Raw genomic sequence first — 24,217 nt, 5'->3', positions numbered from 1 at the left:
ACATTTATCGCCACTGGCAGATTTTATTAAAAATGATCAATAAAAATAGCAAAAATAATCTAACTTCCTCCGACACCAAAAGATACAACCTAAGAATTTGGAAGGTACTGCTTGGTTGCATTTCTATATTTGCACTTTTTATCACCTTGGTTGGCGTTGGCTCTTTCGGCGCTCTACCGTCTTTTAGAGATATAGAACACCCAAAAAGTAACCAAGCTTCAGAAATTTTAGCCGAAAATGGCAAGACTATCGGCACTTATTTTGTGCAAAACAGATCGAATGTATCTTATAAACAAATCTCTCCAAATGTAATCAATGCATTGATTGCAACAGAAGACACCAGATTTAAAGAGCATAGCGGAATTGATTTTAAGCGTACGTTTGCCATCATTTTTTATAATTTGATAGGCAAAAAACAAGGTGCCAGTACCATTACCCAACAACTGGCCCTAAATCTCTTCTCTGAAAAAGCCAGAGAACGAAATTTCTTTAAACGTGTGATGCAAAAGTTTAAAGAATGGATTGTTGCTGTTAAATTAGAACGTAATTATACCAAAGAAGAGATTATCACCATGTACCTAAATACGGTAGCTTTTGGTAACCAAGCCTACGGTATAAAATCTGCAGCACGGGTTTATTTTAACACATCAACCGATAAATTAACTGTCCCTCAAGCAGCTACGTTGGTAGGTATGCAAAAGGGCATTACTATGTATTCTCCAACTCGGCATCCAGAGCGGTCTTTGGCTCGCAGAAATACTGTTTTGTTTTTAATGGTAAAGAACGGTACGCTTACCCAACAGGATTACGATAAGAAAAAGCAACAACCTTTAAACTTAGACTTTAATGCGGCTACCGTAAACGACGGTGTTGCCCCTTATTTTAGAACGGTGTTAAAAGGAGATATTAAAAAGATTTTTCAAGAGCAAGCCATCAACAAGCCAGACGGGAGTGCTTATGACCTAGATAGAGATGGGTTGAAAATATATACTACGCTTAATTACGACATGCAGATATATGCAGAAGAGGCACAAAAAGAGTATATGAAAGTTTTACAGCAAGAATTTATAAAGAGCTGGAAAGGAAGAAATCCGTTTAAGGATAAAGAATTGCAAATTGAACAGGGCATAAAACGCTCTGACCGATATAAAGAAGCTAAGCTGAACGGTAAAACCGATGAGGAAATTAAAAAAGACTTTAACACGCCAACTGAGCTTAGTATTTTTACCTGGAAAGGGGATATTGACACCACCATGCGACCGATTGATTCTGTACGCTATTACAAGATGCTGTTGCGCAATGCAATGATGTCTATGGATCCAGAAAATGGCCATGTAAAAGCTTGGGTGGGAGGCATAAATTTCGAGCATTTTAAATACGATCAGGTGCAAATGGGAACCAGGCAAGTAGGTTCGACCGCTAAACCTTTTACTTATGCTGTAGCGGTTGAGAATGGTTTTTCTCCATGTTATACCGTACCAAATGTACCGGTAACTATAGATGGTTACGGCGCTCCGTGGACACCAAAATCATCTGGCACAATACAAGGTACGCTGACCATACAAAAAGCATTAGCCTTTTCACAAAACTACATTACTGCCTATCTTATGAAACAAGTTGGGCCGGTTGCAGTTTCTAACCTTGCAACAAAAATGGGTATTCCAAATGTGCCCGCATATCCTTCTATTGCTTTGGGCTCTTTTGATGCTTCCATTTTTAACATGGTTGGCGCTTATGGCACGTTTGCAAACAAGGGTTATTACACCAAACCCATTTACCTTTTAAAAGTGGAAGATAAAAATGGCGTGGTATTGTTTTCTCAAAAGGAAATTCCAAAACCGGTTATGAGCGAAGAAGTTGCCTACGTAATGACCCGGATGTTGCGTGGCGTAGTAACCAATGGAACCGGATCCAGGCTTAGCTATAAATACAAAGTAAATACACCAATCGGCGGAAAAACAGGGACCACACAAAATAATTCTGACGGTTGGTTTATGGCTATTACGCCACAATTGGTTACAGGAGTTTGGACCGGTTGCGAAGATCGAGCTTTCCATTTTATAAGCACTAGGCAGGGCGAAGGCGCAAATACTGCACTCCCAATTTTTGCCGGGTTTATAAAAAGGGTTTATGCAAATCCGGATTTAAAAATAAGTAAAGCCGATTTCGAACCACCAAAAAGCGGTGTGTCCATCATTTACGATTGCAGCGTTTACCAAAAACAAGAGGAAGCACCAACTAGCGATTTGGACGAGAGACTGGGGTTTTAGGGAACTGAACTAAAGAACAAAGAGCAAGGAATAAAGACCAAACGCCTACTTGAATCCCACAATCATTCAGTTCGTCACTGCGAGGAACGAACTAGTCTCGCCTGCGTGGAAGTTAAAAATTTGATTCCTAGGTCAATCGTTTTATAGGATAGGTTACAATTTTTTTCGATTAAAAAATTCTACTAAGTCCCAAAAGAATAATTCCCTGATAAAAATTTTATTCCCTGCTGCGTGCCGTTTTAAAATACCCATCCAAATAATCAGCTATGCTATGGTACATGGCTTCGAAAATATTGTCGTCGCTAATCTTTTCATCGCGCTTATCAATAATATGGCGACTAAATGCTCGGATAACATGACCGGTAGCATCCCTTAAACTATCGTTCTCATTATCAAAATCCACAATTACCACAGGTTTTTTTGTGGACTGCTCAACTAAAAAACTGTACAAATGGCTAAAGGAAACATCCGCATAAAGGCTTACGATGTCCGATGTAGCTCCAAGAATTCCGGCTATTTTGAGAGAAGAACCTGCAGACGCTAACACTCCACCTAAAAGCGGACCCGTGGAGCCCAAGGTAAAGGCATTGTCCACATACTTTTTACCATAGCCTTTCCTGTCATTATAATAATTTCCTCCATCGTCAAAATGCACCTTGTTGTAAGACTTTATGTTATATATTAGATTATTAAAATTCCGTACCCCTTGCGGAAATAGTCCTTGAACCATACTCAAATTCAAAAGTTCATTTTTTTGAGAACCTAAGTCTGTTGTTTTAAGCTTGCCAAAGACCTTACTAATCGTTCTGTCTGAACGTATAATTTCTCCGGTGTTAACGTTACCTTGAACTCCCCGTGCAGTTACGGTATCAATAAAACTGCACCTGTTCGCCTGCACATATAATGTGCTGCCTTTTTCTTCAAACTTGACCCAAAGGCCATTAAAAGTTAATGAATTTGTATTCGCGCCATCTCCAGATAGGAGAATATTATGCGATTTTACATGCCATGTTTTCATAGTTTAATCTTTAAAAAAATAATTGCAGAGGTTATCAAAATATAAAAAATACCAATACCAACAAGACAAAAATTACGTTCTTTTTGTCTCCTTCTTTATAACTTCTAAAAGACAATACTAGGATTGATATGGTTAATGCAAACGTTGCTAATCCAATTATAATTCCTCTTCGTTGATGCAAGTAATATGCGATAGGCGCCGACGCGTATATAGCTATTAAGATAGGGTTCAAATACCTATCAGGTTTATATTTTTTGTTGGTGGATACCTCTTTTTTATTTTGCATTTCGCCTTCACTTAGGTTAAACATTAAGTAGTTATTATAATGGTCTTCTTCTATAGTTCAATTTTACAACTACACATAACCTTAACGCTGTATCTTTATAACCAACCCTGTAAATAAATAATACTTAACAATATCAAAAGGTATGAAAAAACTAAAGCAACTGAGCTATAGGCTGCATTTTCCTTATCTTTTTCTCTAATAAACCTATAAATCATAACGCCAAAAATGATGGTAAGCCAAGATACAAGCAAAACTATTACCACACTTTTTTTATCGCTAAAATAGTTCACAAAAAAAATAACACCCACTAACAAAATTAAAAATGGTCTTAAAATTTTGTCAGATTTATATTTTTTATTCGTTAACATAAACAGAACATTTTTAAAAATTTAAAATACTTACAACTATTTGTATTTCTATAGCCTCTTCAATCAAACCTGTTAAGATTTTTACATTTAAGACATCAAAAGTTCAAAATCCGACCTTTGTAAAACAACTGCAACAGTCGCAAAGCAGAAGCCAACAAACGATAAATTCTACAAATTTATTTCTAAAAAAATAATTGCAGCAGTTATAAAAATAAAAAAACATCGATGCCGACAAAACCAAAATCACGTTCTTTTTGTCTCCCCCTTTATAACTTCTAAAAGCCAATACCAAAATCCCCATAGTTGCAGCAACAATTGCAATTCCAATTATAATTCCTTTTCGTTGATGAAAGTAATACGCCATAGGCATTAATGCATAAAGAGCAATTAAAATAGGATTCAAGTACCTATCAGACTTATATTTTTTTTTGGTGGATACCTCTTTTTTATTTTGCATTTCGCCTCCAGCTAGGAAAAACCTTACACCTTAAACCCTCCACCTTCAGCCTCTTTTTTTTTATAGCATTCCCCCGCAAACCGAAATCGTTTGTCCGGTTACGTAAGCACTCATATCAGAAGCTAGAAATACACAAACATTGGCCACATCTTCTGTCTCTCCTGCTCTTTTTAATGGAATGTCTTTTTCCCAACCTTCAACAACCTTCGGGTCTAAAACCTCTGTCATTTCGGTGCGAATAAAACCTGGTGCAACCACGTTTGCACGGATATTTCTAGAGCCAAGTTCTTTTGCAATAGATTTAGTAAAGCCAATAATGCCTGCTTTTGATGCCGCATAATTCGATTGACCAGCATTTCCGGTAACGCCAACCACCGAGCTCATATTAATAAAAACACCTTTACGTGCTTTCATCATCACTTTCGATGCCGCTTTGGTAATGTTAAAAACCGATTTAAGGTTTACATTGATCACATCATCCCATTGGTCTTCGCTCATACGCATCAACAAACCATCTTTGGTAATACCGGCATTGTTTACAATAATATCTATGCCACCAAAATCAGAAACAATATCAGCAATTAATTTTTCTGCCTGGTCTAATTTTGACGCATCAGAACGATACCCTTTTACCTTTGTACCTGCGCTTTGAAGCTCGGATTCTAAAGCCTCGCCCTTCTCTACTGACGACAGATAGGTAAAAGCCACGTTTGCGCCTTCCGCTGCAAATTTTTCTGCTATTTTCCGTCCGATACCTTTAGATGCGCCGGTTATTAATGCTGTTTTTCCTTGTAGTAAACCCATACTCTTAGTTCGTTTGTCAGTCTGAGCCTGTCGAAGACCCGATAAATATTTTATTCTATTTGATAATTTTACAATCTCTTTCCAATCTTCCGTAAACAAGGCTTCTTTCTTTTTTCTGCTCCAGCCTTCAACTTGTTTCTCAAAGGCTATCGCTTATTCTATATATTCAAAACGCATTTAATACTTTAAAACTAAAGGTCTGCGTTTGTGACTATAAGAATTTATAGCATATCCGTTGCAATGCTCCTCAAATCTAATTTCTAAATCGTTTGTTACCCCTCTGAAATAGCTTTTATCTGCACATTCCAAAAAATAAACAAAGCAGTTATGAATTTTTGGCATTATTGATTACTAGGAGAAGTAAACTTACAAATAAAAATTTCAGTTAAACCTTAGGAAAGCAAAAAAATATGACCGTTTTTTCAAAATAGTCGTGGCATTGAATCTGTCGAAATACAGATTAAGTCCTTCGACAGGCTCAGGATGACATCAGGCGGTAATTTACGATATTTGATTATCGAATTTTCTAACTTTCAACTAAATCCCTGGCTCTTGTTGACTCAAACAATGAAAGCTACCCAACCCCCAAATAATATCTACGGAGTTAATGCCTACCACCTTTCTTTCTGGAAAACAGTTTTGGATAATCTCCAAAGCTTTTTCATCGTTTGCATCGTTAAAAACGGGCACTATAACCGCAGCATTTGCAATATAAAAGTTGGCGTAAGATGCGGGTAAACGCGTATCTTCAAAAATAACTGGCGAAGGCATAGGCAATTCTATAATATTTAGAGACCTGCCATCTTTTAGCTTCATAGCTTTAAGTTTCTCTAAATTCTCTTGCAACAGTACGTAATTTTCATCCAATTGATCACTTTCAACTACCGTTAACACAGTGTCTTCATTTACAAAACGGGTGATGTCGTCTATATGGCCGTCGGTGTCGTCGCCAACAATTCCATCGCCCAACCAAAGCACTTGTTCCTGACAGTAAAACTCCAACAAATATTTTTCAATTTCTTCTTTAGTAAACCGCGGATTTCTATTTTTATTAAGCAGGCAAGCCGTGGTGGTTAAAATTGTTCCGGCTCCGTTAAATTCTACCGAGCCACCTTCCATCACAATATCAGGTAGAAATAAAGGCAAATCAAACGCTTTTGCTATTTTGGTCGGCACCATGTCATCCAAACCAAAAGGCGGATATTTATTACCCCAAGCGTTGTAGCCCCAATCTACTACTGCCTTTTGGTTCTCTTTTACTAAAAATGCAGGCCCATGATCCCGACACCAGGCATCATTGGTTTCGTTAAAGTAGAATTCAATTTGAGATAAATCGATACCAACTTTCTCGAGCTCTGCAAGCGCAAAAGCTTTCATTGTCTCATCTTTTACATTTATACGCACTTTCTCACCCTCGGCAACAATTTTTATAAATTGGCAATAAGGTTCGTATATTTTTTCGATTTTTCCAGGCCAACTCTCTTCCTTATGTGGCCAGCTTAGCCAGGTAGCTTCGTGCTTTGCCCATTCTGGCGGAAAAGTGTAGCCCTGTTGCTTCGGAGAATAATCGAATAAGTTGGGTTTGAACGTAAATTTACTTGGTGGGAATATTGACATAATAGTTGAGTCGGTAAGTCGTGGGTTGGAAAGTCGGAAGATATGAAAAAGTCCGGAAGTCGGAAGACCGAAGTCCGATGATAAAATGGTTAACATTTAATTTAGGGAATTGATTAAAGCCGAAATCATAATTAGAATTTCTTCGCAAGACTGATAGTGTTTATTGAAAATTTCTTCTGAAATGTAACCCCGCCTCTTGGAAAGATGCAAACAATTTACTACTTCTATATCTGACCTCAAAGCGTAGCCTAAAAACCTTTTAAATTCAGGATTACTTTGCCCCGTACTTCCTTCAGCAATATTCATCAAGACGGAATCTGCGGCTCGCTTCATTTGCGAAGTTAAAATATAAACCTATTCTCTCGGAAAAGTTCTGGTCATTTTATCTACTTCATCTGCAAGGTCTAAAGCTTTTTACCACACTTTCAGTTTTTCAAATTTAAAAGCCAATTTTAGTCAGGGGTTAGGAGACCGAAGTCTGATGATATGGTTATTCGCAAGTTATCTAATAATATCTAAAGCAATGCAAATTAGCGAGACGATATTTAGCCACCCAGACCTCTGACTTTCGGACTTCTGACTCCCGACTATTTTCAATCCTCATCAATATATCTTTTACTAATAGGTTGATAAGAATCAATCCGTCTATCCCGCAAAAATGGCCAATGCTTCCTAAAATAATCAGATTGGGTTAAATCTAAATCTACCACCTCAGTTTCTTCCTTATCGTGCGAAGCTAGGTAAAGCAATTTCCCTTGCGCATTGGTCGCGAAACTTCCGCCCCAAAACTTCATCGCTCCATCTTGCTCAAAACCTACCCTATTTACAGCAATAACCGGAACGCCGTTTGCTACCGCGTGCGAGCGCTGAATGGTTTGCCAAGCATCGTACTGGTCTTTGTTTGTTTCCTCATCTTGCTTGCTATCCCAGCCAATGGCGGTTGGATAAACAAGTAAATCTGCACCCATTAAGGCCGTAATTCGCGCAGCTTCTGGATACCACTGGTCCCAACAAATCAGCACACCTATTTTAGCAAATTTGGTTTCGAAAACTTTATAGCCTAAATCGCCGGGGGTAAAATAAAATTTCTCGTAAAAAGCAGGATCATCCGGAATGTGCATTTTCCGGTATTTGCCCAAATATTTTCCATCAGCATCCAATACAGCGGTGGTATTGTGGTATAAACCTGCTGCACGTTTCTCAAAAAGTGAGGCAACAATCACTACGTTCAGCTCGGCGGCCACTTTAGATAGCGCATCGGTAGATGGACCAGGAATGGCTTCGGCCAAATCAAAATTATCGTAATCTTCTACATCACAAAAATAAAGCGAGGTAAATAATTCTTGCAGGCATACAATCTGCGCCCCTTTTTTTGCCGCATCACGTATTTTTTCAATCGCCTTATCTAAGTTTTCTTGTTTGCTTTTGGTACAACTCATCTGCACCAAACCCACTTTTACATTCTTCATTTAAAATAATTATAAACTGCACAAAGGTAAAAAAAGAAGACAAAGTTTTAAGTGGTACGTTTTACGTTGTAAGTCGATTCCTATTAATGCAGTAAAATCTTAGTTCTTCGTCATACGATTAAGCGATACTAATGAAAACTTAGAACTTAAGACTTATAACGTATAACTCCTCTAATTATCCCGTTTAGGTATGCGGGCTGTTGCTAAAAACCTAGGTTGCAGTGTACCAAAAAACTTCGATTTAAAAAACAAAAGGAATAATAGCCGAAGTATGCTTTCTATAATCCTCATATTCAGACCCAAAATGCTCTATGAGCACCTTTTCTTCTATTTTAATGCGATATATAAAGACACTTATTATCCCAACGGCAATAAGCGCCAAGGAAAACCAATTGTTCAAGGTAATGCCCATTCCAAGAAACGAAAGCAACGAAGCAGCGTAAGATGGATGTCGAAGATATTTATACATGCCACCTGTTTTGAGCTTATGTTCCTCGCGAATGGTCACATCAACGGTAAAGAATCTTCCCAAAGAAAGGACCGCCCAATACCGAATTAAAATTCCTAGTATTAGTGCGGCAACCCCAATATATACGCCCAAAGAGGAGTGATAAATCGGGAGAAAAAAAACGTGCGACGTAAATACAGCTGTGAAAACGCAAACGCCGATGACTATCCAGATTAAGCGTAGAGAATTTTTATCTTGATCCTTTTTATCGGTACTTCCAGAACGCAACCTCCTGTTCAAATAAACTTCCGAAAGAATCCAGATGATGTAAATGATATTTAATGTGCTTTGAGACATCGTATTGGGCTTTTTTTTCTAGCTTAATTGTTCCTGATATTCGGTCTTTAGTTCTCTCAAACAATTGGCGCAAAGACAACCATCAAAGGTTTCGCTAATGTACTGCATTTCATTAATGGTTAGCTGCACCGTACTACATTGGCATTTGGTATACGCATTTGCCTTACACTCCACAGCAGTTCTGCATCGCTCGCAAGAGATGATTTCGTGTTTGGTTATGGAGGTGATAGGCATTAGGGGTTAGGGGTTAGGGGTTAGGGGTTAGGGTAAATTAAATTTTCCTTTAAAAGTTTATTCAGTAAACCACCTCCTAAAAAATCTTTGAAAGCTCCTTTAGATTGGTCTCTCGCATACAGATAGTCAAAGAAACTCCCTTCGCTGTTTTTACCATTTGAGAGATAATAACTTATAAAATGACTTGGAAATATTTCATGTCCATTCACAAGAATCTTACAGAAATAAAAATTTCTACCGATTTTCTCTTTTGAACTAAAGTAAGAACCAACCCACTTTCCGCCGAATAGTTTGCAAATTGTTTCGCCAACATAGGCGGTCAACCCTGCTGCTACAGACACTCTTTGTTCAGCTTTTAAATCTTTTAGAGTTTCCAAATATTTATCAACTTCACATTCTAAGCTTTTCAAGCTGAAATCAAATAGAAAACCTCCTCTTAATTTTTCATCCGAAAATTGTATTGCGCTTTGAACAGGATCTTCCTCATTTTTAAATTCCATTGCACTTAAATAGTAGAGTCTAATACTTTTGATATCGTGATATGGTTAACCATTAATTAAATCTCATTACTAACATATTTGTTATGCAGATTTCTTAGAAATATGTCTGGATTAAAGTCTTCAACGAACCCTGATTTCTCACCTTTCTCCAAAACTAAATTTAACTCGTATTTTTTATTCTCTTCTTCGAAAAACCGTAAAGCAGTTTCTACCACCTCACTCGCAGACGAAAACCGTCCAGTCTCAATCTGCTGATTAATAAACCAATCAAAATGTTCCTCCAATACAATTGATGTGTTCTTTGCCATTTTTTAATAGTTGAAATCAAATATACTAAATATTGAATTTAAAATAGTGTCGATTTCATGTGAAATAGAACAATCTATTTCTATGCAAATGTTATTATTCAACCTTTCTCAACAGCTCTTTTGTAATTTCGTCAACAGAGCATGTACTTTCTATGGAGAGATTTATATTGGCTTTTATTTAAATTATTTTTACTCTGAGCCGATTAAAACTTATAATCGGCTCATAATCTTACTATATTTGAGCCGATTAACGTAAATAATCGGCTCATGGCATATAATTGGCAACTAAAAGACTGGCCTAATTTCACATTTTCCATTGTTAAAATTCAAGAGATCTCAGTAGCATTTTCGCACGAGTTTGGTTTGATAAATGGAATTTCTATGGGTTTATCAGCATTGGCACAGCGAGAAATGCTATCAGAATTACTAATTGAGGAAGCGATAAAGACATCTGCGATCGAAGGCGAATATTTGAACGGGATAGATGTAATGTCGTCTATAAAAAACAACTTAGGATTTAAACCAGAAAAAAAAGTAAACGATAAACATGCAAAAGGCATCGCTAATGTGATGGTTGATGTTCAAAAAAACTTTAATCAAAAGCTGACTTTGAAGGTAATTTGTGACTGGCACAAGTTACTAATGGGGCATTATCCCAACGTCAACGCAGGTAAATGGCGACAAGGAAACGAAGCCATGCAGATTGTTTCAGGAACTTTTGGCAAAGAGATTGTCCATTTCGAAGCGCCTCCTTCCGCAAAAGTTCAGGCAGAGATGGATCATTTTATAAAATGGTATAACCATATCGATTTGCCTTTAAACGATGTCATTTCTAAAGCTTTGATAAAAGCTTCGATTACGCATTTATATTTTGAAGCATCCATCCTTTCGAAGATGGTAACGGCCGCATTGGGCGAACCTTAGCAGAATTTGCGCTCTCGCAAACTTTAGACACACCAATGCTTCTTTCGCTTTCTAAGATTATAGAAAAGAATAAATCAACCTATTATGAGCAATTAAAGACCTCGCAGCAAAGTTTGAATATTACCGAATGGATAAATTACTTTTCTGAAGTGTTTTTAGATGCGCAAATTGATGCCAAAGAGTTGATTCAATTTACCTTGAAAAAAGTAAAATTTTTCGACAAACATACTGACCAATTAAACGCGCGGCAGGCCAAAGCGATTAATAAAATGTTAGAAAATGGATTTGCAGATTTCGAAGGTGGCATGACCGCAAAAAAATATATCTCCATCAACAAAACTTCAAAAACAACAGCAACGAGAGATTTACAATTGCTAAACGAATTGGGTATTTTTAAGGTAGAAGGTTCTGGAAGATCTGTAAGGTATGAGTTGAATTTTTAGAGAAAATTCAGCAGTCCATTTCCTAGTCTATGAATCTGGCACAAGTCTCTAATGCTATACTCCTGCCACCCCTCTAACACAAGCCGACACTGGCGCTAGAGGCTTTAACAGCCTGTCTTTAGATAAAGTCCTATTTATCCTTTCTCCCAGCTATCTGTAATAATTCATCATAAACAAAGCTTGGTCGTTGTGCAGATTTCTCCAATACGGTGCCATCTTTATCTATAATGGCGTAATGCGGAATTCCTCCAATCTCGAATAATTCCTTGGCCTCTTTTATTAACTTAGGACTCAACAAATAATGATCGCCTTCTATTCCTATTTCCTTCCTAGCGGCCAACCAACTTTCCTTTCGATCTTGAAACCCAAAGTACAAAAACACTACATCTTTCCCCTTAAGCCTATCTTTAAGTTTGACAGCATTTGGCATTTCTATTTTACAAGGTGCGCACCAACTTGCCCAAAAATCCAGATAAATCACCTTGCCCTTGTATTTTTTAAAAATCTCATTTAATGAAGCACTTTCACTCACATTCTCTTTAGAGTGATTACCGTCGGCCAAAATGGTCAGATATTTTTCCCTTTCTTTATCAACGAAGCTTATTAAATCTTTATCGGCAACTTCGTTTGCAAATTTTTCGTACATAGAATTGTAAGTGCTGTCGTTCGGAGTTTTACAAAATATAGCCATCTGCCTGGTTAAGAACATCTGTTTTGTCACACCCCTAAGGTCGCTATTAATACCAAAATTAAAGTAATCTAACCCTGAAAATGGAAATTTTGAACCATTGAAATGATAATGCATATATAGGTTAATAAGATCGTTATACTCAAGCGAATTTCTTGCTGCATAGTCATCATTAATTCCATTTTCCAATAGCATAGCCACCATCGTCGAATCGCTTCTCAGCTTCCATTTTTCCCCACTTTCAACCAAAGTCCGTTCATAAGGTTGATACTTGAAATATGTTTTAAGCCATTTATCATAATCATTATTTATTGGATGACTCTTTTTATAATCTTCCAATACAGTCAATTCGAAGGCTGCCTGTTCTTTACGTAGTTTTAATGCGTCCTTTGGTGCCGAGCTATTAACCCGCTGATAAAAGTCATTTTTATATAGATTATCTCTTTGTGCAATTAAATAATTTTCAAAATTAGCCTCTGCGGAATTTGCCCCAACAGCAAATATGGGATATTCATCTTTCGTCATGTCAATAGTTAAATTTACATCATGTCCCGGCTGCAAGTCAAGAAAGGCGTGTTTATCTCCGAATTTTAAAATCCAACCGGTAATAGCATCGTTTGGTAGCACGATCTCAAAACCGCCCTTATTGTTTAGCTTTGCTTCATAAGCTTTGCTGAAACTTTCTCTGGTAATAATTTCCTGCCCCATTTTAGAAAATTCAATTATACTATCCGTGCCGTTTTTAACGACACCTGTCACTTTTACGTTTTGGGCAAATACGGTCAATTGAATAAATACTAGGGAAACTAGAAGAAAAGTTCTATTCATGATTTTGATATTTAACTGACTTAAAACTAAGAAATAAATTTCAGCACAATAGATGTTTAACGATTTTTAACACAAAAAAGGTTCTGAATTTAACATCCAGAACCTAATCATTTTTTTTAAAGAATTGGACTTCTCATTTGAGAGTACTTTCCCGAAGAACAAATCGGGCTGAACAGTGTCTCGCTAAGACGATAACCCGGCAATATTTGGCCGTCCAATCTTTGCTCCTTATTCTTTGCTCCATTCAACACCTCGCTATTCAAAGTCCCCTTTAGGGGTTTATCCCGAGCAACTAATACAGCCTTCTTCCATGCTACAAACTGGGCCATCTACAATTTCTTCTGCTACTTGGTCTTGGGTCATTTCTGCAGGAATTACTGCTTCTATGGCTTTGCCTGCTTGGCTTTCTACCGTAAACTTAACCGCTTGAGATGCTGCTTGCGTACGTAAGTAATACATGCCAGTCTTTAAGCCTTTTTCCCATGCGTAAAAATGCATAGAAGTTAGTTTAGAAGTATTTGGGGCATTTATAAACAAGTTTAACGATTGCGATTGACAGATATAAGCACCACGATCGGCAGCCATATCTATAATGTTACGCATTTTGATTTCCCAAACTGTTTTATACAGTTCCTTAATATAATCTGGAATGGATGGAATGGCTTGAACAGAACCATTTGCCAAAATGATTTTGTTTTTCATGTCGGTGTTCCATAATCCTAAGGCTACCAAATCTTTTAACAAGTGTTTGTTTACCACCACGAATTCGCCACTCAAAACCCTACGTGTGTAAATGTTAGAGGTATATGGTTCGAAACATTCGTTGTTACCTAAAATTTGCGAAGTAGAGGCTGTTGGCATCGGTGCTACCAATAAAGAGTTGTACACACCTTCTTCTACTACTTTTTCGCGCAAAGCATCCCAATCCCAACGGTTGCTTTCTGGTTTAACATTCCAAAGATCAAACTGAAATTTTCCTTTAGATAATGGAGAACCTTTAAAGCTTTGGTAAGGGCCGTTTTCTCTAGCAAGATCGTTAGAGGCAGTCATCGACGCAAAATAAATGGTTTCGAAGATCTCTTTATTCAAAATTTTTGCTTCATCGCTTTCAAAAGGTAAACGCAACAAAATAAAGGCATCTGCCAACCCTTGTACACCTAATCCCACCGGACGATGGCGCATGTTAGAGTTTTCTGCTTCTGGAACTGGGTAATAGTTATGATCGATGATTTTATTCAAATTCAAAGTAGCCTGATAAGTTACCTCGTACAATTTCTGATGATCAAATTGTTTGTTGATTACAAATCGCGGTAACGCTAAAGAAGCTAAATTACATACCGCAACCTCATCTTTAGCCGTGTACTCTATAATTTCTGTACACAGGTTAGAGCTTTTTATCGTACCCAAATTCTGCTGATTAGATTTTGCATTTGCAGCATCTTTAAACAACATGTAAGGCGTACCAGTTTCTATCTGAGAATCTAAAATGGCAAACCAAAGTTCTTGCGCCTTTATGGTTTTACGTCCGCGTTTCTCTGCTTCGTATTTGGTGTATAAAGCTTCAAATGCTGCACCGTGGCAATCTGCCAAACCTGGTGCTTCATGCGGACAAAACAGCGTCCATTCACCATTGTCTTTTACACGTTGCATAAACAAATCGTTTATCCAAAGGGCGTAGAATAAATCGCGTGCACGCATTTCTTCCTTACCATGGTTTTTACGCAGGTCTAAAAACTGGAACACATCTGCATGCCAAGGCTCTAAGTATATTGCAAAAGCACCTTTACGTTTACCTCCACCTTGATCTACATACCGCGCAGTATCGTTAAACACACGTAACATTGGTATAATTCCATTGCTTGTTCCGTTTGTGCCACCAATGTATGAACCAGTTGCACGGATGTTGTGAATACTCAACCCAATACCGCCAGCGCTTTGCGATATTTTTGCAGTTTGCTTTAAGGTATCGTAAATGCCCTCGATGCTGTCGTCTTGCATGGTTAACAAGAAACAAGAAGACATTTGTGGTTTTGGCGTAGCTGCATTAAAAAGCGTTGGCGTAGCATGTGTAAACCAGCGTTCGCTCATTAAATGATATGTTTTTATTGCGCTATTTATATCTGCTTTATGGATGCCCATCGCAACACGCATAAAAAGATGCTGCGGACGCTCTACTATTTCGCCGTTTACCTTTAGCAGGTATGATTTTTCTAAGGTTTTAAATCCGAAGTAATCGAAACCAAAATCCCGATCGTAAATAATCGTACTGTCTAAAATATCTGCATTTGCATTGATGATTTCCATTACATCGTCAGCAATAAGCGGAGCTGATTTTTGTGCTTTTGGATCAAAGTACTCATGCAACATCTTCATCGTACCCGAAAACGACTTTGTGGTGTTTTTATGCAAGTTGGAAACGGCTATACGCGAAGCTAACAAGGCATAATCTGGATGTTTCGTTGTGAGTGACGCAGCTGTTTCGGCAGCAAGATTATCTAGTTCTGAGGTAGTTACTCCGTCGTACAAACCCTCGATTACCTTTTTTGCAACATCAATAGAATCTACCAAATCTGCATTTAGACCATAGCACAACTTTTGTATCCTAGCTGTGATCTTGTCGAATTTAACCGCCTCGCTGCGGCCATCTCTTTTAAGTACGAACATATTGTTTCTTTATTTTAGTAGCCCCTCCCAACCCTCCCCAAAAGGAAGGACTTTTAAAAGCTTATTTTTTATCTTAGTATCAAGTAGTGAGTATCAAGACCAACTCTATAATTCACTAGTATTTAATATTTAGTATCTACTGTTTAGTTGAAATCGGCGGTTTGGCATCCGACTTCTGCCCTCCGACTTCCGACTTCTTATCTTAAAAATCTTCGTCTAAAGAAAAGGCCTGCGCTTTATTGTCGGCCGATGTCAACACGCCACTTTTTTGATAATCGCCCACACGCTTTTCGAAAAAATTGGTTTTGCCCTGAAGCGAAATCATTTCCATAAAATCGAAAGGATTGGTTGAGTTGTATATTTTTTTGTAACCCAATTCTTGCAACCATCTGTCGGCCACAAATTCTATGTATTGGCTCATCAGTTTTGCATTCATTCCAATTAATGCAACCGGCAAGGCATCGGTAACAAATTCTTTTTCGATTACCACTGCATCGCTTATGATTCCATGCACCTGCTCTTCGCTCAATTTATTACTCAACATGCTGTATAACAAACAAGCAAATTCGCAATGCGAACCTTCGTCTCTAGAAATCAATTCGTTGCTAAAGGTTAAGCCAGGCATCAACCCACGTTTCTTTAACCAGAAAAGGGAGCAGAAGCTTCCGCTAAAAAATATGCCTTCTACCGCTGCAAAAGCAACCAATCGCTCAGCAAAAGAGCCGTTTTCTATCCATCGTAACGCCCATTCTGCTTTTCTCTTTACGGCAGGTACGGTTTCGATGGCATGGAAAAGTCTATCTTTTTCCTCTGGATCTTTAATGTAAGTATCGATTAATAATGCATAAGTTTCTGCGTGTATGTTTTCCATCATAATCTGGAAACCATAAAAACAGCGTGCCTCTGGTAGTTGCACCTCGCTCATAAAGTTTACGGCAAGGTTTTCGTTCACTATACCATCGCTAGCAGAGAAAAACGCTAAGATGTTGGAGATGAAATGTCTCTCGCCATCGTTTAAATTATCCCAATGTTTTTGATCGTCTGAAAGATCTATCTCCTCTGCGGTCCAAAAACTGGCTTCGGATTTCTTATACATCTCCCAAATTGCCGGATATTTAATCGGCAATAACACAAATCTGTCTTTGTTTTCTCGTAATAGTAATTCCTGTTCCATTAGCTGATATTTTATTTTTTATTCAATTTTCAAAGCGGACGAATCTTCGCATCTGCCGATTTTTATCGACGATGGTCATTTCTTCAAATGAAAATATGTAATGCAAGTATTAACTTTTGATTTCACACAACAACTTAGCTTTTAGTTTTTGAAATTTGATTTTTCAAAGCGGGAGAACCACTTGATATATCACTAAAAATTAAGCTTTTACAATGGTTGTGAAACCCATTTCGTTAAAGAACTTTGTTAAACAAATATAAAGGAAGGAGGTCTTTTTTTGTTTGAAAGTTGTTAACACCAGAAAAGTATTGGTGGATAAAGAGGCCTTGAAAATTGATTTCTCTAACAAAAAAATGCTAATCAGTTCTATTTTAGCGATTAGGAAAGGGGTATTAATGTGGATAAGTTAAATACGCCCCTAAAAACTTATGGGAGCACATATTTAATTCTGACTTTTGCAATGCCCTCATTAAAGATCCCTATAAGTTTTGCTGCCCTTTCTGAAAGATCTATTGCGATGCGTTTTACAAATGGGCCACGGTCGGTAATTTTTACCTTTACTGATTTTCCATTGTCGGGGTTGGTAACCGTTACAATGGTTCCAAACGGTAAACTGCGATGTGCTGCGGTAAGTTTTTTAGCGTGATACCTCGTTCCGCTTGAGGTACGCCTACCCTCAAACTTTGGATGGTAATAGGTTGCCAAAGCTGCTTTCCGTACAGTGTCTTGATCTTCAGAACCTTCGTTAGTTTGGGCGCTGCTTTTAAAGAAGCAAAACAGAACAACCACAATTAGCACATACTTCATAGGCAAATTATTTTAACAGGGCCTGCAAATATAGGTATTTCAAATTTGCCGTAGTTCCGAGCCACTTTATTATGCTGCTTGCACAAAAAAAACGTGAAGCTTTCGCCTCACGCCCTTACTCAACTCTTCTATATCTCGCTTATTTTTTATCAGGCACAAAACTCATCGAAACCGAATTTACACAATGCCTAGTATTTTTGGCGGTAAGCCCTTCTCCCGTAAATACGTGACCAAGGTGCGCGCCACAGTTGGCACAAACAATTTCAGTCCGCTGTCCATCCGCATCAGGAATTTTTTTAACTGCACCTTTTATCTCATCATCAAAAGACGGCCAACCGCAATGTGCATCAAACTTGCTATCCGACTTATAAAGCGGCGCGTTACAACGCTTGCAAACGTAAGTACCTTTTTCATCAAAATTGTCGTATTTTCCGGTACCCGGATATTCGGTGCCTTTATCTACAATTACGCGTTCTTCTTCGGGGGTTAGCTTATTCCAGTTCATATTCTTTTTTACTGCAGTTTCCTTTATCGGCGTTTTGTCTTCTGTTTTCTTTTGGGCGCAAGCAGATAAACAAGTAGCAATTGCTACAATACCAACCAATGAAATTCTACTAATTACATTCTTAAAATTTAACATTTAACATTTTTTAAAGTTTTATTTATCTGCCACAAAGTTCAAAGCTACCGAATTGATGCAATTTCTGGTATTCTTCTTTGTAAAATGCTCGCCATAAAAAACATGGCCAAGGTGTGCTCCACAATTGGCGCAAACATCCTCTTTTCGCTGCCCATCTGCATCAGTTTTATATATTACCCCACCCTTAATCACGTCGTCAAAACTTGGCCAACCTGTATGAGATTCAAATTTTGTTTCAGATCGGAAAAGCGGTTCATTACATTGTTTACAGATGTAAGTTCCTTTTTTCTTATTGTGCAACAAATTACCAGAGCCCGGGGCTTCCGTTCCTTCGTGCAACATGCTCTGTGTGGAGGCAGCATTTAACTTATTATAGTGGGCTTTATTTTTGATTACTGCTGGCAGCTTTCCAGTTGGATTTTGTGCACAGGCAGAAAAGGTACCAATAACCAAAACTCCTCCAAACACAATTAGTCTTTTTAAAATCGCTTTCATATTTTAACATACGTTAATACAGTTAGCTTGGTTTAAAAAAGTAAAGTAATAAAGCTTTGTTTACAAAAAAAGGAGAAAAAAAGTTTCTCAATGTTTACCCAAAATATAAATGACTTAAACAGCACTAAGTTTTAGCATAAGCACCAACTAGGTAAACCTAATTTTAAAGCACAGAAATTTACAACCCTAAACCCGATTAAAACGAAAATACTTTATAAAAGCTGTTTTAAGCTTTTAGATAGATTGGAGTGGAAAGCGGGATTGAACTGTGAAAAAGCTATGTCCTGTCGTTTTCTTAAAAATTAAAAAAATATAACCGTAATGCAAAATACGGCACCTAAAAACTCTGTTGGGAGCAATACAAGCAAAATACCGAAGGTAATATTTCGTTATCTGCTTATTTACAACAGCTTAATTTAACAATGTAGTTAGCTAACTTACTGTGATATACAAATTAAAAACCATACCTTTGCGGCTTAATTAAAAAAAGACTAATGACAAACCCATTTAAAGAATTGGGGATAAGTGATGACGTCGTTAATGCCGTAAAAGACCTTGGATTTGAAACTCCAACGCCCATTCAGGAACAAAGTATTCCTGTACTGTTAGAAGGCACTAATGATTTTGTTGGTTTGGCCCAAACAGGAACAGGAAAAACAGCCGCATTCGGATTGCCGCTGTTAGAATTAATTGATTTCGACATAAATAAGCCACAGGCTTTGATTTTATGTCCGACTAGAGAACTTTGTTTACAAATTACGAACGACCTTAAGAGCTTTGCCAAAAACAAGCCGCGTGCCCATGTAGTTGCCGTTTACGGTGGCGCAAGCATTACCACGCAGTTGCGAGAAATTCGCCAAGGTGTACAAATTGTAGTGGCCACGCCAGGCCGTATGTTAGACATTCTTGGCCGTAAGGCGATAGATTTTTCTAGCGTAAAATTTGTTGTGCTAGATGAAGCAGATGAAATGTTAAATATGGGCTTCCAAGAAGACATAAATGACATTTTAGCTACTACCCCAGATGACAAGAAAACATGGTTATTTTCTGCAACTATGCCAAGCGAGGTTCGCCGCATTGCCAAGAAATACATGACCGATCCAGTGGAACTTACCATGGGTACAAAAAACTCTGGTAACGTTAACATAGAGCACGAATATTACATGGTGCGTGCCCGCGATAAATATGCAGCCCTTAAACGAATTGTAGATTTTAACCCGGATATTTTTGCGGTGGTATTTTGCAAAACCAAAATGGATACGCAAGATGTTGCCGAAAAATTGATAAAAGACGGTTACAATGCAGATGCGCTTCATGGCGATTTATCGCAACAACAACGCGATAAGGTAATGCAGCGTTTCCGCGAACAAAATATGCAGTTGTTAATTGCAACAGATGTTGCCGCACGCGGTATAGATGTTAAAGAAATTACACACGTAATTAATTTTTCTTTACCTGATGAGATAGAGAGTTATACCCACCGTTCTGGCCGTACTGGCCGTGCTGGTAAACAAGGTATCTCTATTTGTATTATCAACTCTAAAGAAACTGGTAAAATCCGTCAGTTGGAACGCATTATTGGCAAACAGTTTACAAAAGCAGAATTACCTACAGGCTTTGATGTTTGCGAAAAACAGTTGTTTTCTTTAATCCACAAAGTTAATAATGTGGAAGTTAACGAAGAGCAGATTGCGCAATATGTTCCACGTATAATGGACGAATTTGGTGAATTGAGCAAAGAAGATGTCATTAAACGTTTTGCCTCTTTAGAGTTTAACCGCTTTTTGGATTATTATTCTAAAGCACCAGACTTAAATGCTTCCGCAGATGATCGCGGAAGAGACAGAGATTCAGACCGTGGAGAACGTGGAGAACGTGGAGAACGTGGCGAGCGCAGTGGTCGCAGTAGAGGAAGTGAAGGTTTTACACGTTTGTTTATTAATTTAGGTTCGGTAGATGAATTTAGCAGAGGCAACATGCTTGGCTTTATTTGCAACCAAACCAACATTAGCGGAAAAGAAGTTGGCAGAATTGACTTAAAGGGTGTTTTCTCTTTCTTTGAAGTAGAAGACGCAGTTGTTGATCAGGTTTTTGAAGGTTTTAAAAATGCAGAATATAACGGTAGAAGCGTACGTATAGAGAAAAGCGGCGATGCGCCTGCTGGTGGTGGAGACCGTGGAGAACGTGATGGCGGCGGACGTAGAGAAAGAGGTGGATTTGGTGGTGGAGAGCGCAGAAGCGGCGGTGGCGACCGTAGAGGTGGATTTAGTGGTGGTGGAAATCGTGGCGACCGCGGCGGTGGTTTTGGCGGTAGCGGAAGAAGAAGTTCTTCTTCTGACGGTAACAAATCTGGCGGCGGCGAATTTAGAGATTTCTCTGGTCGCAAGCGCGAAGAACGTTCAGACAATGGAAGTAGCAGCGGAGAACGTTCATCAGATCGCTCGAGCAGCGCTGATAGATCTGGCGGCGGCGAACGTAAAGAACGTAGAAAAAGGTGGTAAACCCTCTAACAAATAATTAAACTGGCCGATTTTGCTAACGCAAAATCGGCCAGTTTTTTATGGTATATTTCAAACATCAGGTTCATTAATGTCGTGGATTCTTTGGTTCTATCCACAATCCCAAAGATTTAAGAAAGCATCTGTAAAATTATTTTATGAAAGTTATCCTTTCATAATAGAATGCCCCATCTTATCTCTTTTTGTCGATAAATATCGTTCATTATGAATGTTACTTTGTATTTCAATTGGGATATTTTCAACAGCCTCTAGCCCGTAGCCAATTAAACCTGCACGTTTGGTTGGGTTATTGGTCATCAGTTTCATTTTAGAAACCCCCTGCGACCTTAATATTTGCGCACCAACGCCATAATCGCGCTCGTCCTCTTTAAAGCCTAACTTTATATTGGCCTCGACTGTATCAAACCCCTCATCTTGCAAATTATAAGAACGCAACTTATTTACAAGCCCAATGCCTCTGCCCTCTTGATTCATGTACACGACAATGCCTTTTCCTTCTTGTTCTATCATTTCTAAGGCTTTGTGCAACTGCGGGCCACAATCACATCTGCAACTGCCAAAAATATCGCCAGTTACGCAAGAGCTATGCACACGCACCAAAATAGCTTCGTCTGGAGTCCACTCGCCTTTAGAAATGGCCAAATGGGTGGCACCGCTGTCAAGCTGTGTGTAGGCAGTCATTTTAAACGTTCCCCAATTGGTTGGCAAATCTACCGTAACCTCCTGTCTTATTAAACTTTCTACTTTTAAACGGTAGGCGATCAAATCTTCAATGGAAATGATTTTAAGCTTATGTTGAGTGGCTATCTTAAACAAATCGGGCAAACGTGCCATTTCTCCATCTTCTTTTAAGATCTCTACCAATACGCCTGCAGACTTCATACCTGCCAAACGTGCCAAATCTACCGCAGCCTCTGTATGGCCTGCCCTACGTAGCACGCCACCATCTTTTGCAATTAAAGGAAAAATATGTCCTGGTCTACCCAATTCTTGGGGCTCCGTTTTGTCATCGATCAGCGCAAAAATTGTTTTAGATCTGTCGCTGGCAGAAATACCGGTGGTACAACCGTGGCCAGTTAAATCTACCGAAACCGTAAAATTAGTTTCGTAGGCGGCAGTGTTTTTACCGACCATTAAATTTAAATCTAGAGCTTTGCAACGGTCTTCGGTTAGCGGTGCACAGATTAATCCACGACCATAAGTAGCCATAAAATTGATTACTTCTGGTGTTGCATTCTCTGCGGCTGTTAAAAAATCGCCCTCGTTTTCCCTGGCCTCATCGTCTACCACAATAATAACCTTACCAGCTTTTATATCGGCAATTGCCTCTTCGATGGTGTTTAGCTTGCTTTGCATGTGCCTTATCTAAAAATAAAGAAAATATGAATGCCCCTAAAAGGCGCGCTATAAAGGTACAACCTAAAAAAACAATTAAATGAAATTTATATCATTTGGAAGTAAATGCTATTGTTGGTTAGATGGCCGCTTTTTGTTGAATAACTTTAAAAGCAACTCTTTATAATAATTTATATCGAATAGCGCGGAATCTCTTGACGCCTTGTAGGTTAAAAATGTAGCCAAAGGCGAAAGCATAATTACGGCTATCCACATGGCAACAACAGGATCTAAATCTCCCTGTTTAGCGGCTTTTTCTGCCACAGTAATTAGAATATGGTAAATGAGAAAGAAGGCAACTGCCACCACTACGGGCAAACCCATTCCTCCCTTTCTAATAATGGCGCCCAATGGCGCACCAATAAAAAACAACAAAATACAAGAAGCCGCAAGGGTAAACTTGCGCTGATATTCTATTCTCGTAACAATAATTTCATTGGTTAGTTCGGTTTGCCTTGTACCACCGTTTGCCAGGCTTTGCTCAATACCGGCAACCATGTTCGATGCATTTTGGATGCTTTGTTTTCTAGAACCGTTTGGAATGTTAGCCAAGATGAGCTTGTCTATTTTTTTCGGTGTAGTTTTTAGCCCGTTATAGCCTTTGGCAACGGTGTATGTCTTAAAACTATTCTTTAAGCTTAAATTTTGGTTTCTATTTAAGGTATCGAGCTGCTTCTTTAGGGAGTCTGATTTTCGACTTATTCCTTTTAAATTAAGCATAATGGTGTTTTGCCCAAATGCATTTGGATCTGTATTTTGCATTTGAAAAGAAGAGAGATCGAAAGTTGGCTGTGCCTCTTTAAACCGGCTGCGGGTAAAAACCTGCCTCGGATTGTAAGCACCCGATTTACCTGCAGATTCTTCATACTGTACACCGTCTTTTAATTTAAAAATCAAAAACTTACCATCACTGGTCTTTTCCATAACGCCCTCTTTGGCCATTATAATTTTAGGAATTCCTAGCGTTCCATCTGTTTGATACATTAAAATTCCGAACAATTTATCGCCGTCTTTACGGTCTACCCTGATGGAATAACTTGGTAAGCTGTTGTTAAATATACCTGGCTTTATTAAGAAAGCCAATTTTTTGTTTGTTACGTCCCATAGCAAGGAATTGAATTTTAAATTGGCTTTTGGCAAGATAAAATTAGAGAAAACCAGCGAACTAGCGCTTAACAGCAAGATAATGAAAAACAGCGGCCGCATGGCTTTTTGGAGCGAAATACCTGCCGCTTTTATTGCAACGAGCTCATAATTTTCGCCGAGGTTACCAAATGTCATGATTGAGGAAAGCAGTACCGAGAGTGGCAATGCCATAGAAATTTGAACCAATGATTGATAATACATCAATTCTAAAATGGTGTACCATTCAAATCCTTTTCCAATCAAATCATCTACATACTTAAATAGAAAAAACATAATTAAAATAAACATCACCACAAAAAAAGTGGCCATGAATGGTTTTAAAAACGACTTTAAAATTAAGATGTATAATTTTTTCACC

At 38.3% G+C, this 24,217-nt stretch carries 23 protein-coding genes; 4 read left to right on the top strand and 19 right to left on the bottom strand.

Annotated features, from left to right (window positions below; all coding sequences use genetic code 11):
- Window positions 1-32: 32 nt before the first annotated feature.
- Complete coding sequence (locus tag ABIB40_RS06860) at window positions 33-2,270, top strand: transglycosylase domain-containing protein (RefSeq protein ID WP_354357339.1); 2,238 nt, start codon at window positions 33-35, stop codon at window positions 2,268-2,270.
- A 217-nt stretch (window positions 2,271-2,487) separates the two neighbouring features.
- On the opposite strand, the gene ABIB40_RS06855 is transcribed toward ABIB40_RS06860, so the two are convergent.
- The 11 genes from ABIB40_RS06855 to ABIB40_RS06805 all read right to left on the bottom strand — a co-directional run bounded on the left by ABIB40_RS06855 (window position 2,488) and on the right by ABIB40_RS06805 (window position 10,136).
- Window positions 2,488-3,288 carry a hypothetical protein gene (locus ABIB40_RS06855; protein ID WP_354357337.1) on the bottom strand — a complete coding sequence of 267 codons (801 nt, stop codon included), beginning with the start codon at window positions 3,286-3,288 and terminating at the stop codon, window positions 2,488-2,490.
- Between the two features lie 381 nt (window positions 3,289-3,669).
- A complete protein-coding gene (locus tag ABIB40_RS06850; RefSeq protein ID WP_354357335.1) occupies window positions 3,670-3,942 on the bottom strand; it encodes a hypothetical protein in 273 nt (90 codons plus the stop codon).
- A gap of 517 nt (window positions 3,943-4,459) precedes the next feature.
- Window positions 4,460-5,203: a 3-oxoacyl-[acyl-carrier-protein] reductase gene (gene fabG, locus ABIB40_RS06845; protein WP_354357333.1), complete on the bottom strand. Its 744-nt coding sequence runs from the start codon at window positions 5,201-5,203 to the stop codon at window positions 4,460-4,462.
- 177 nt (window positions 5,204-5,380) lie between these two features.
- Window positions 5,381-5,545, bottom strand: a complete 165-nt coding sequence (locus tag ABIB40_RS06840; RefSeq protein ID WP_354357331.1) for a GIY-YIG nuclease family protein — start codon at window positions 5,543-5,545, stop codon at window positions 5,381-5,383.
- 195 nt (window positions 5,546-5,740) lie between these two features.
- On the bottom strand, window positions 5,741-6,820 hold the full coding sequence (locus ABIB40_RS06835; RefSeq protein ID WP_354357329.1) for an agmatine deiminase family protein: 1,080 nt from the start codon (window positions 6,818-6,820) through the stop codon (window positions 5,741-5,743).
- Window positions 6,821-6,916: 96 nt separating this feature from the next.
- Window positions 6,917-7,168: a four helix bundle protein gene (locus tag ABIB40_RS06830; RefSeq protein ID WP_354357494.1), complete on the bottom strand. Its 252-nt coding sequence runs from the start codon at window positions 7,166-7,168 to the stop codon at window positions 6,917-6,919.
- Between the two features lie 245 nt (window positions 7,169-7,413).
- Window positions 7,414-8,289 (bottom strand): carbon-nitrogen hydrolase, encoded by an 876-nt coding sequence (locus ABIB40_RS06825; RefSeq protein ID WP_354357327.1) that lies wholly within the window; start codon window positions 8,287-8,289, stop codon window positions 7,414-7,416.
- A 241-nt stretch (window positions 8,290-8,530) separates the two neighbouring features.
- Window positions 8,531-9,094, bottom strand: coding sequence for a methyltransferase family protein (locus tag ABIB40_RS06820; RefSeq protein ID WP_354357326.1), 564 nt, complete (start codon window positions 9,092-9,094; stop codon window positions 8,531-8,533).
- Window positions 9,095-9,112: 18 nt separating this feature from the next.
- The gene (locus ABIB40_RS06815) at window positions 9,113-9,328 is read right to left on the bottom strand and encodes a cysteine-rich CWC family protein (RefSeq protein WP_354357324.1); all 216 of its coding nucleotides are present in this window, start codon (window positions 9,326-9,328) and stop codon (window positions 9,113-9,115) included.
- Between the two features lie 20 nt (window positions 9,329-9,348).
- The gene (locus tag ABIB40_RS06810) at window positions 9,349-9,828 is read right to left on the bottom strand and encodes a hypothetical protein (protein ID WP_354357322.1); all 480 of its coding nucleotides are present in this window, start codon (window positions 9,826-9,828) and stop codon (window positions 9,349-9,351) included.
- A 56-nt stretch (window positions 9,829-9,884) separates the two neighbouring features.
- Window positions 9,885-10,136: a type II toxin-antitoxin system ParD family antitoxin gene (locus ABIB40_RS06805; protein ID WP_354357320.1), complete on the bottom strand. Its 252-nt coding sequence runs from the start codon at window positions 10,134-10,136 to the stop codon at window positions 9,885-9,887.
- Between the two features lie 267 nt (window positions 10,137-10,403).
- On the opposite strand from ABIB40_RS06805, the gene ABIB40_RS06800 reads away from it, so the two are divergent.
- A complete protein-coding gene (locus tag ABIB40_RS06800; protein WP_354357318.1) occupies window positions 10,404-11,060 on the top strand; it encodes a Fic family protein in 657 nt (218 codons plus the stop codon).
- The gene (locus ABIB40_RS06795) at window positions 11,015-11,503 is read left to right on the top strand and encodes a Fic family protein (RefSeq protein ID WP_354357492.1); all 489 of its coding nucleotides are present in this window, start codon (window positions 11,015-11,017) and stop codon (window positions 11,501-11,503) included. Before ABIB40_RS06800 ends, ABIB40_RS06795 begins: the two co-directional genes overlap by 46 nt.
- 130 nt (window positions 11,504-11,633) lie before the next feature.
- On the opposite strand, the gene ABIB40_RS06790 is transcribed toward ABIB40_RS06795, so the two are convergent.
- The 6 genes from ABIB40_RS06790 to ABIB40_RS06765 all read right to left on the bottom strand — a co-directional run bounded on the left by ABIB40_RS06790 (window position 11,634) and on the right by ABIB40_RS06765 (window position 18,799).
- Window positions 11,634-13,019, bottom strand: coding sequence for a TlpA family protein disulfide reductase (locus ABIB40_RS06790; RefSeq protein WP_354357316.1), 1,386 nt, complete (start codon window positions 13,017-13,019; stop codon window positions 11,634-11,636).
- 279 nt (window positions 13,020-13,298) lie between these two features.
- Window positions 13,299-15,683, bottom strand: coding sequence for a ribonucleoside-diphosphate reductase subunit alpha (locus ABIB40_RS06785; protein ID WP_354357314.1), 2,385 nt, complete (start codon window positions 15,681-15,683; stop codon window positions 13,299-13,301).
- Window positions 15,684-15,885: 202 nt separating this feature from the next.
- Window positions 15,886-16,857 (bottom strand): ribonucleoside-diphosphate reductase small subunit, encoded by a 972-nt coding sequence (locus ABIB40_RS06780; RefSeq protein WP_354357312.1) that lies wholly within the window; start codon window positions 16,855-16,857, stop codon window positions 15,886-15,888.
- Between the two features lie 426 nt (window positions 16,858-17,283).
- Window positions 17,284-17,664, bottom strand: a complete 381-nt coding sequence (locus ABIB40_RS06775; RefSeq protein ID WP_354357310.1) for a septal ring lytic transglycosylase RlpA family protein — start codon at window positions 17,662-17,664, stop codon at window positions 17,284-17,286.
- A 139-nt stretch (window positions 17,665-17,803) separates the two neighbouring features.
- The gene (locus ABIB40_RS06770; protein ID WP_354357308.1) at window positions 17,804-18,304 is read right to left on the bottom strand and encodes a methionine-R-sulfoxide reductase; all 501 of its coding nucleotides are present in this window, start codon (window positions 18,302-18,304) and stop codon (window positions 17,804-17,806) included.
- 18 nt (window positions 18,305-18,322) lie between these two features.
- Window positions 18,323-18,799: a peptide-methionine (R)-S-oxide reductase gene (locus ABIB40_RS06765; protein WP_354357306.1), complete on the bottom strand. Its 477-nt coding sequence runs from the start codon at window positions 18,797-18,799 to the stop codon at window positions 18,323-18,325.
- Window positions 18,800-19,293: 494 nt separating this feature from the next.
- Between ABIB40_RS06765 and ABIB40_RS06760 the strand changes: the two genes are divergently transcribed.
- Window positions 19,294-21,300, top strand: a complete 2,007-nt coding sequence (locus tag ABIB40_RS06760) for a DEAD/DEAH box helicase (protein ID WP_354357304.1) — start codon at window positions 19,294-19,296, stop codon at window positions 21,298-21,300.
- Window positions 21,301-21,462: 162 nt separating this feature from the next.
- On the opposite strand, the gene ABIB40_RS06755 is transcribed toward ABIB40_RS06760, so the two are convergent.
- Both ABIB40_RS06755 and ABIB40_RS06750 read right to left on the bottom strand, forming a co-directional pair.
- Window positions 21,463-22,674, bottom strand: a complete 1,212-nt coding sequence (locus ABIB40_RS06755) for a bifunctional 3,4-dihydroxy-2-butanone-4-phosphate synthase/GTP cyclohydrolase II (protein ID WP_354357302.1) — start codon at window positions 22,672-22,674, stop codon at window positions 21,463-21,465.
- A gap of 108 nt (window positions 22,675-22,782) precedes the next feature.
- On the bottom strand, window positions 22,783-24,216 hold the full coding sequence (locus ABIB40_RS06750; RefSeq protein WP_354357300.1) for an LptF/LptG family permease: 1,434 nt from the start codon (window positions 24,214-24,216) through the stop codon (window positions 22,783-22,785).
- Between the last annotated feature and the right edge of the window lies 1 nt (window position 24,217).

This window comes from Pedobacter sp. UYP30, assembly GCF_040547165.1.
Classification (GTDB): domain Bacteria; phylum Bacteroidota; class Bacteroidia; order Sphingobacteriales; family Sphingobacteriaceae; genus Pedobacter.
Note: the sequence above shows the minus strand (reverse complement) of the source record. Positions and strands in the feature narration are given on the sequence as shown.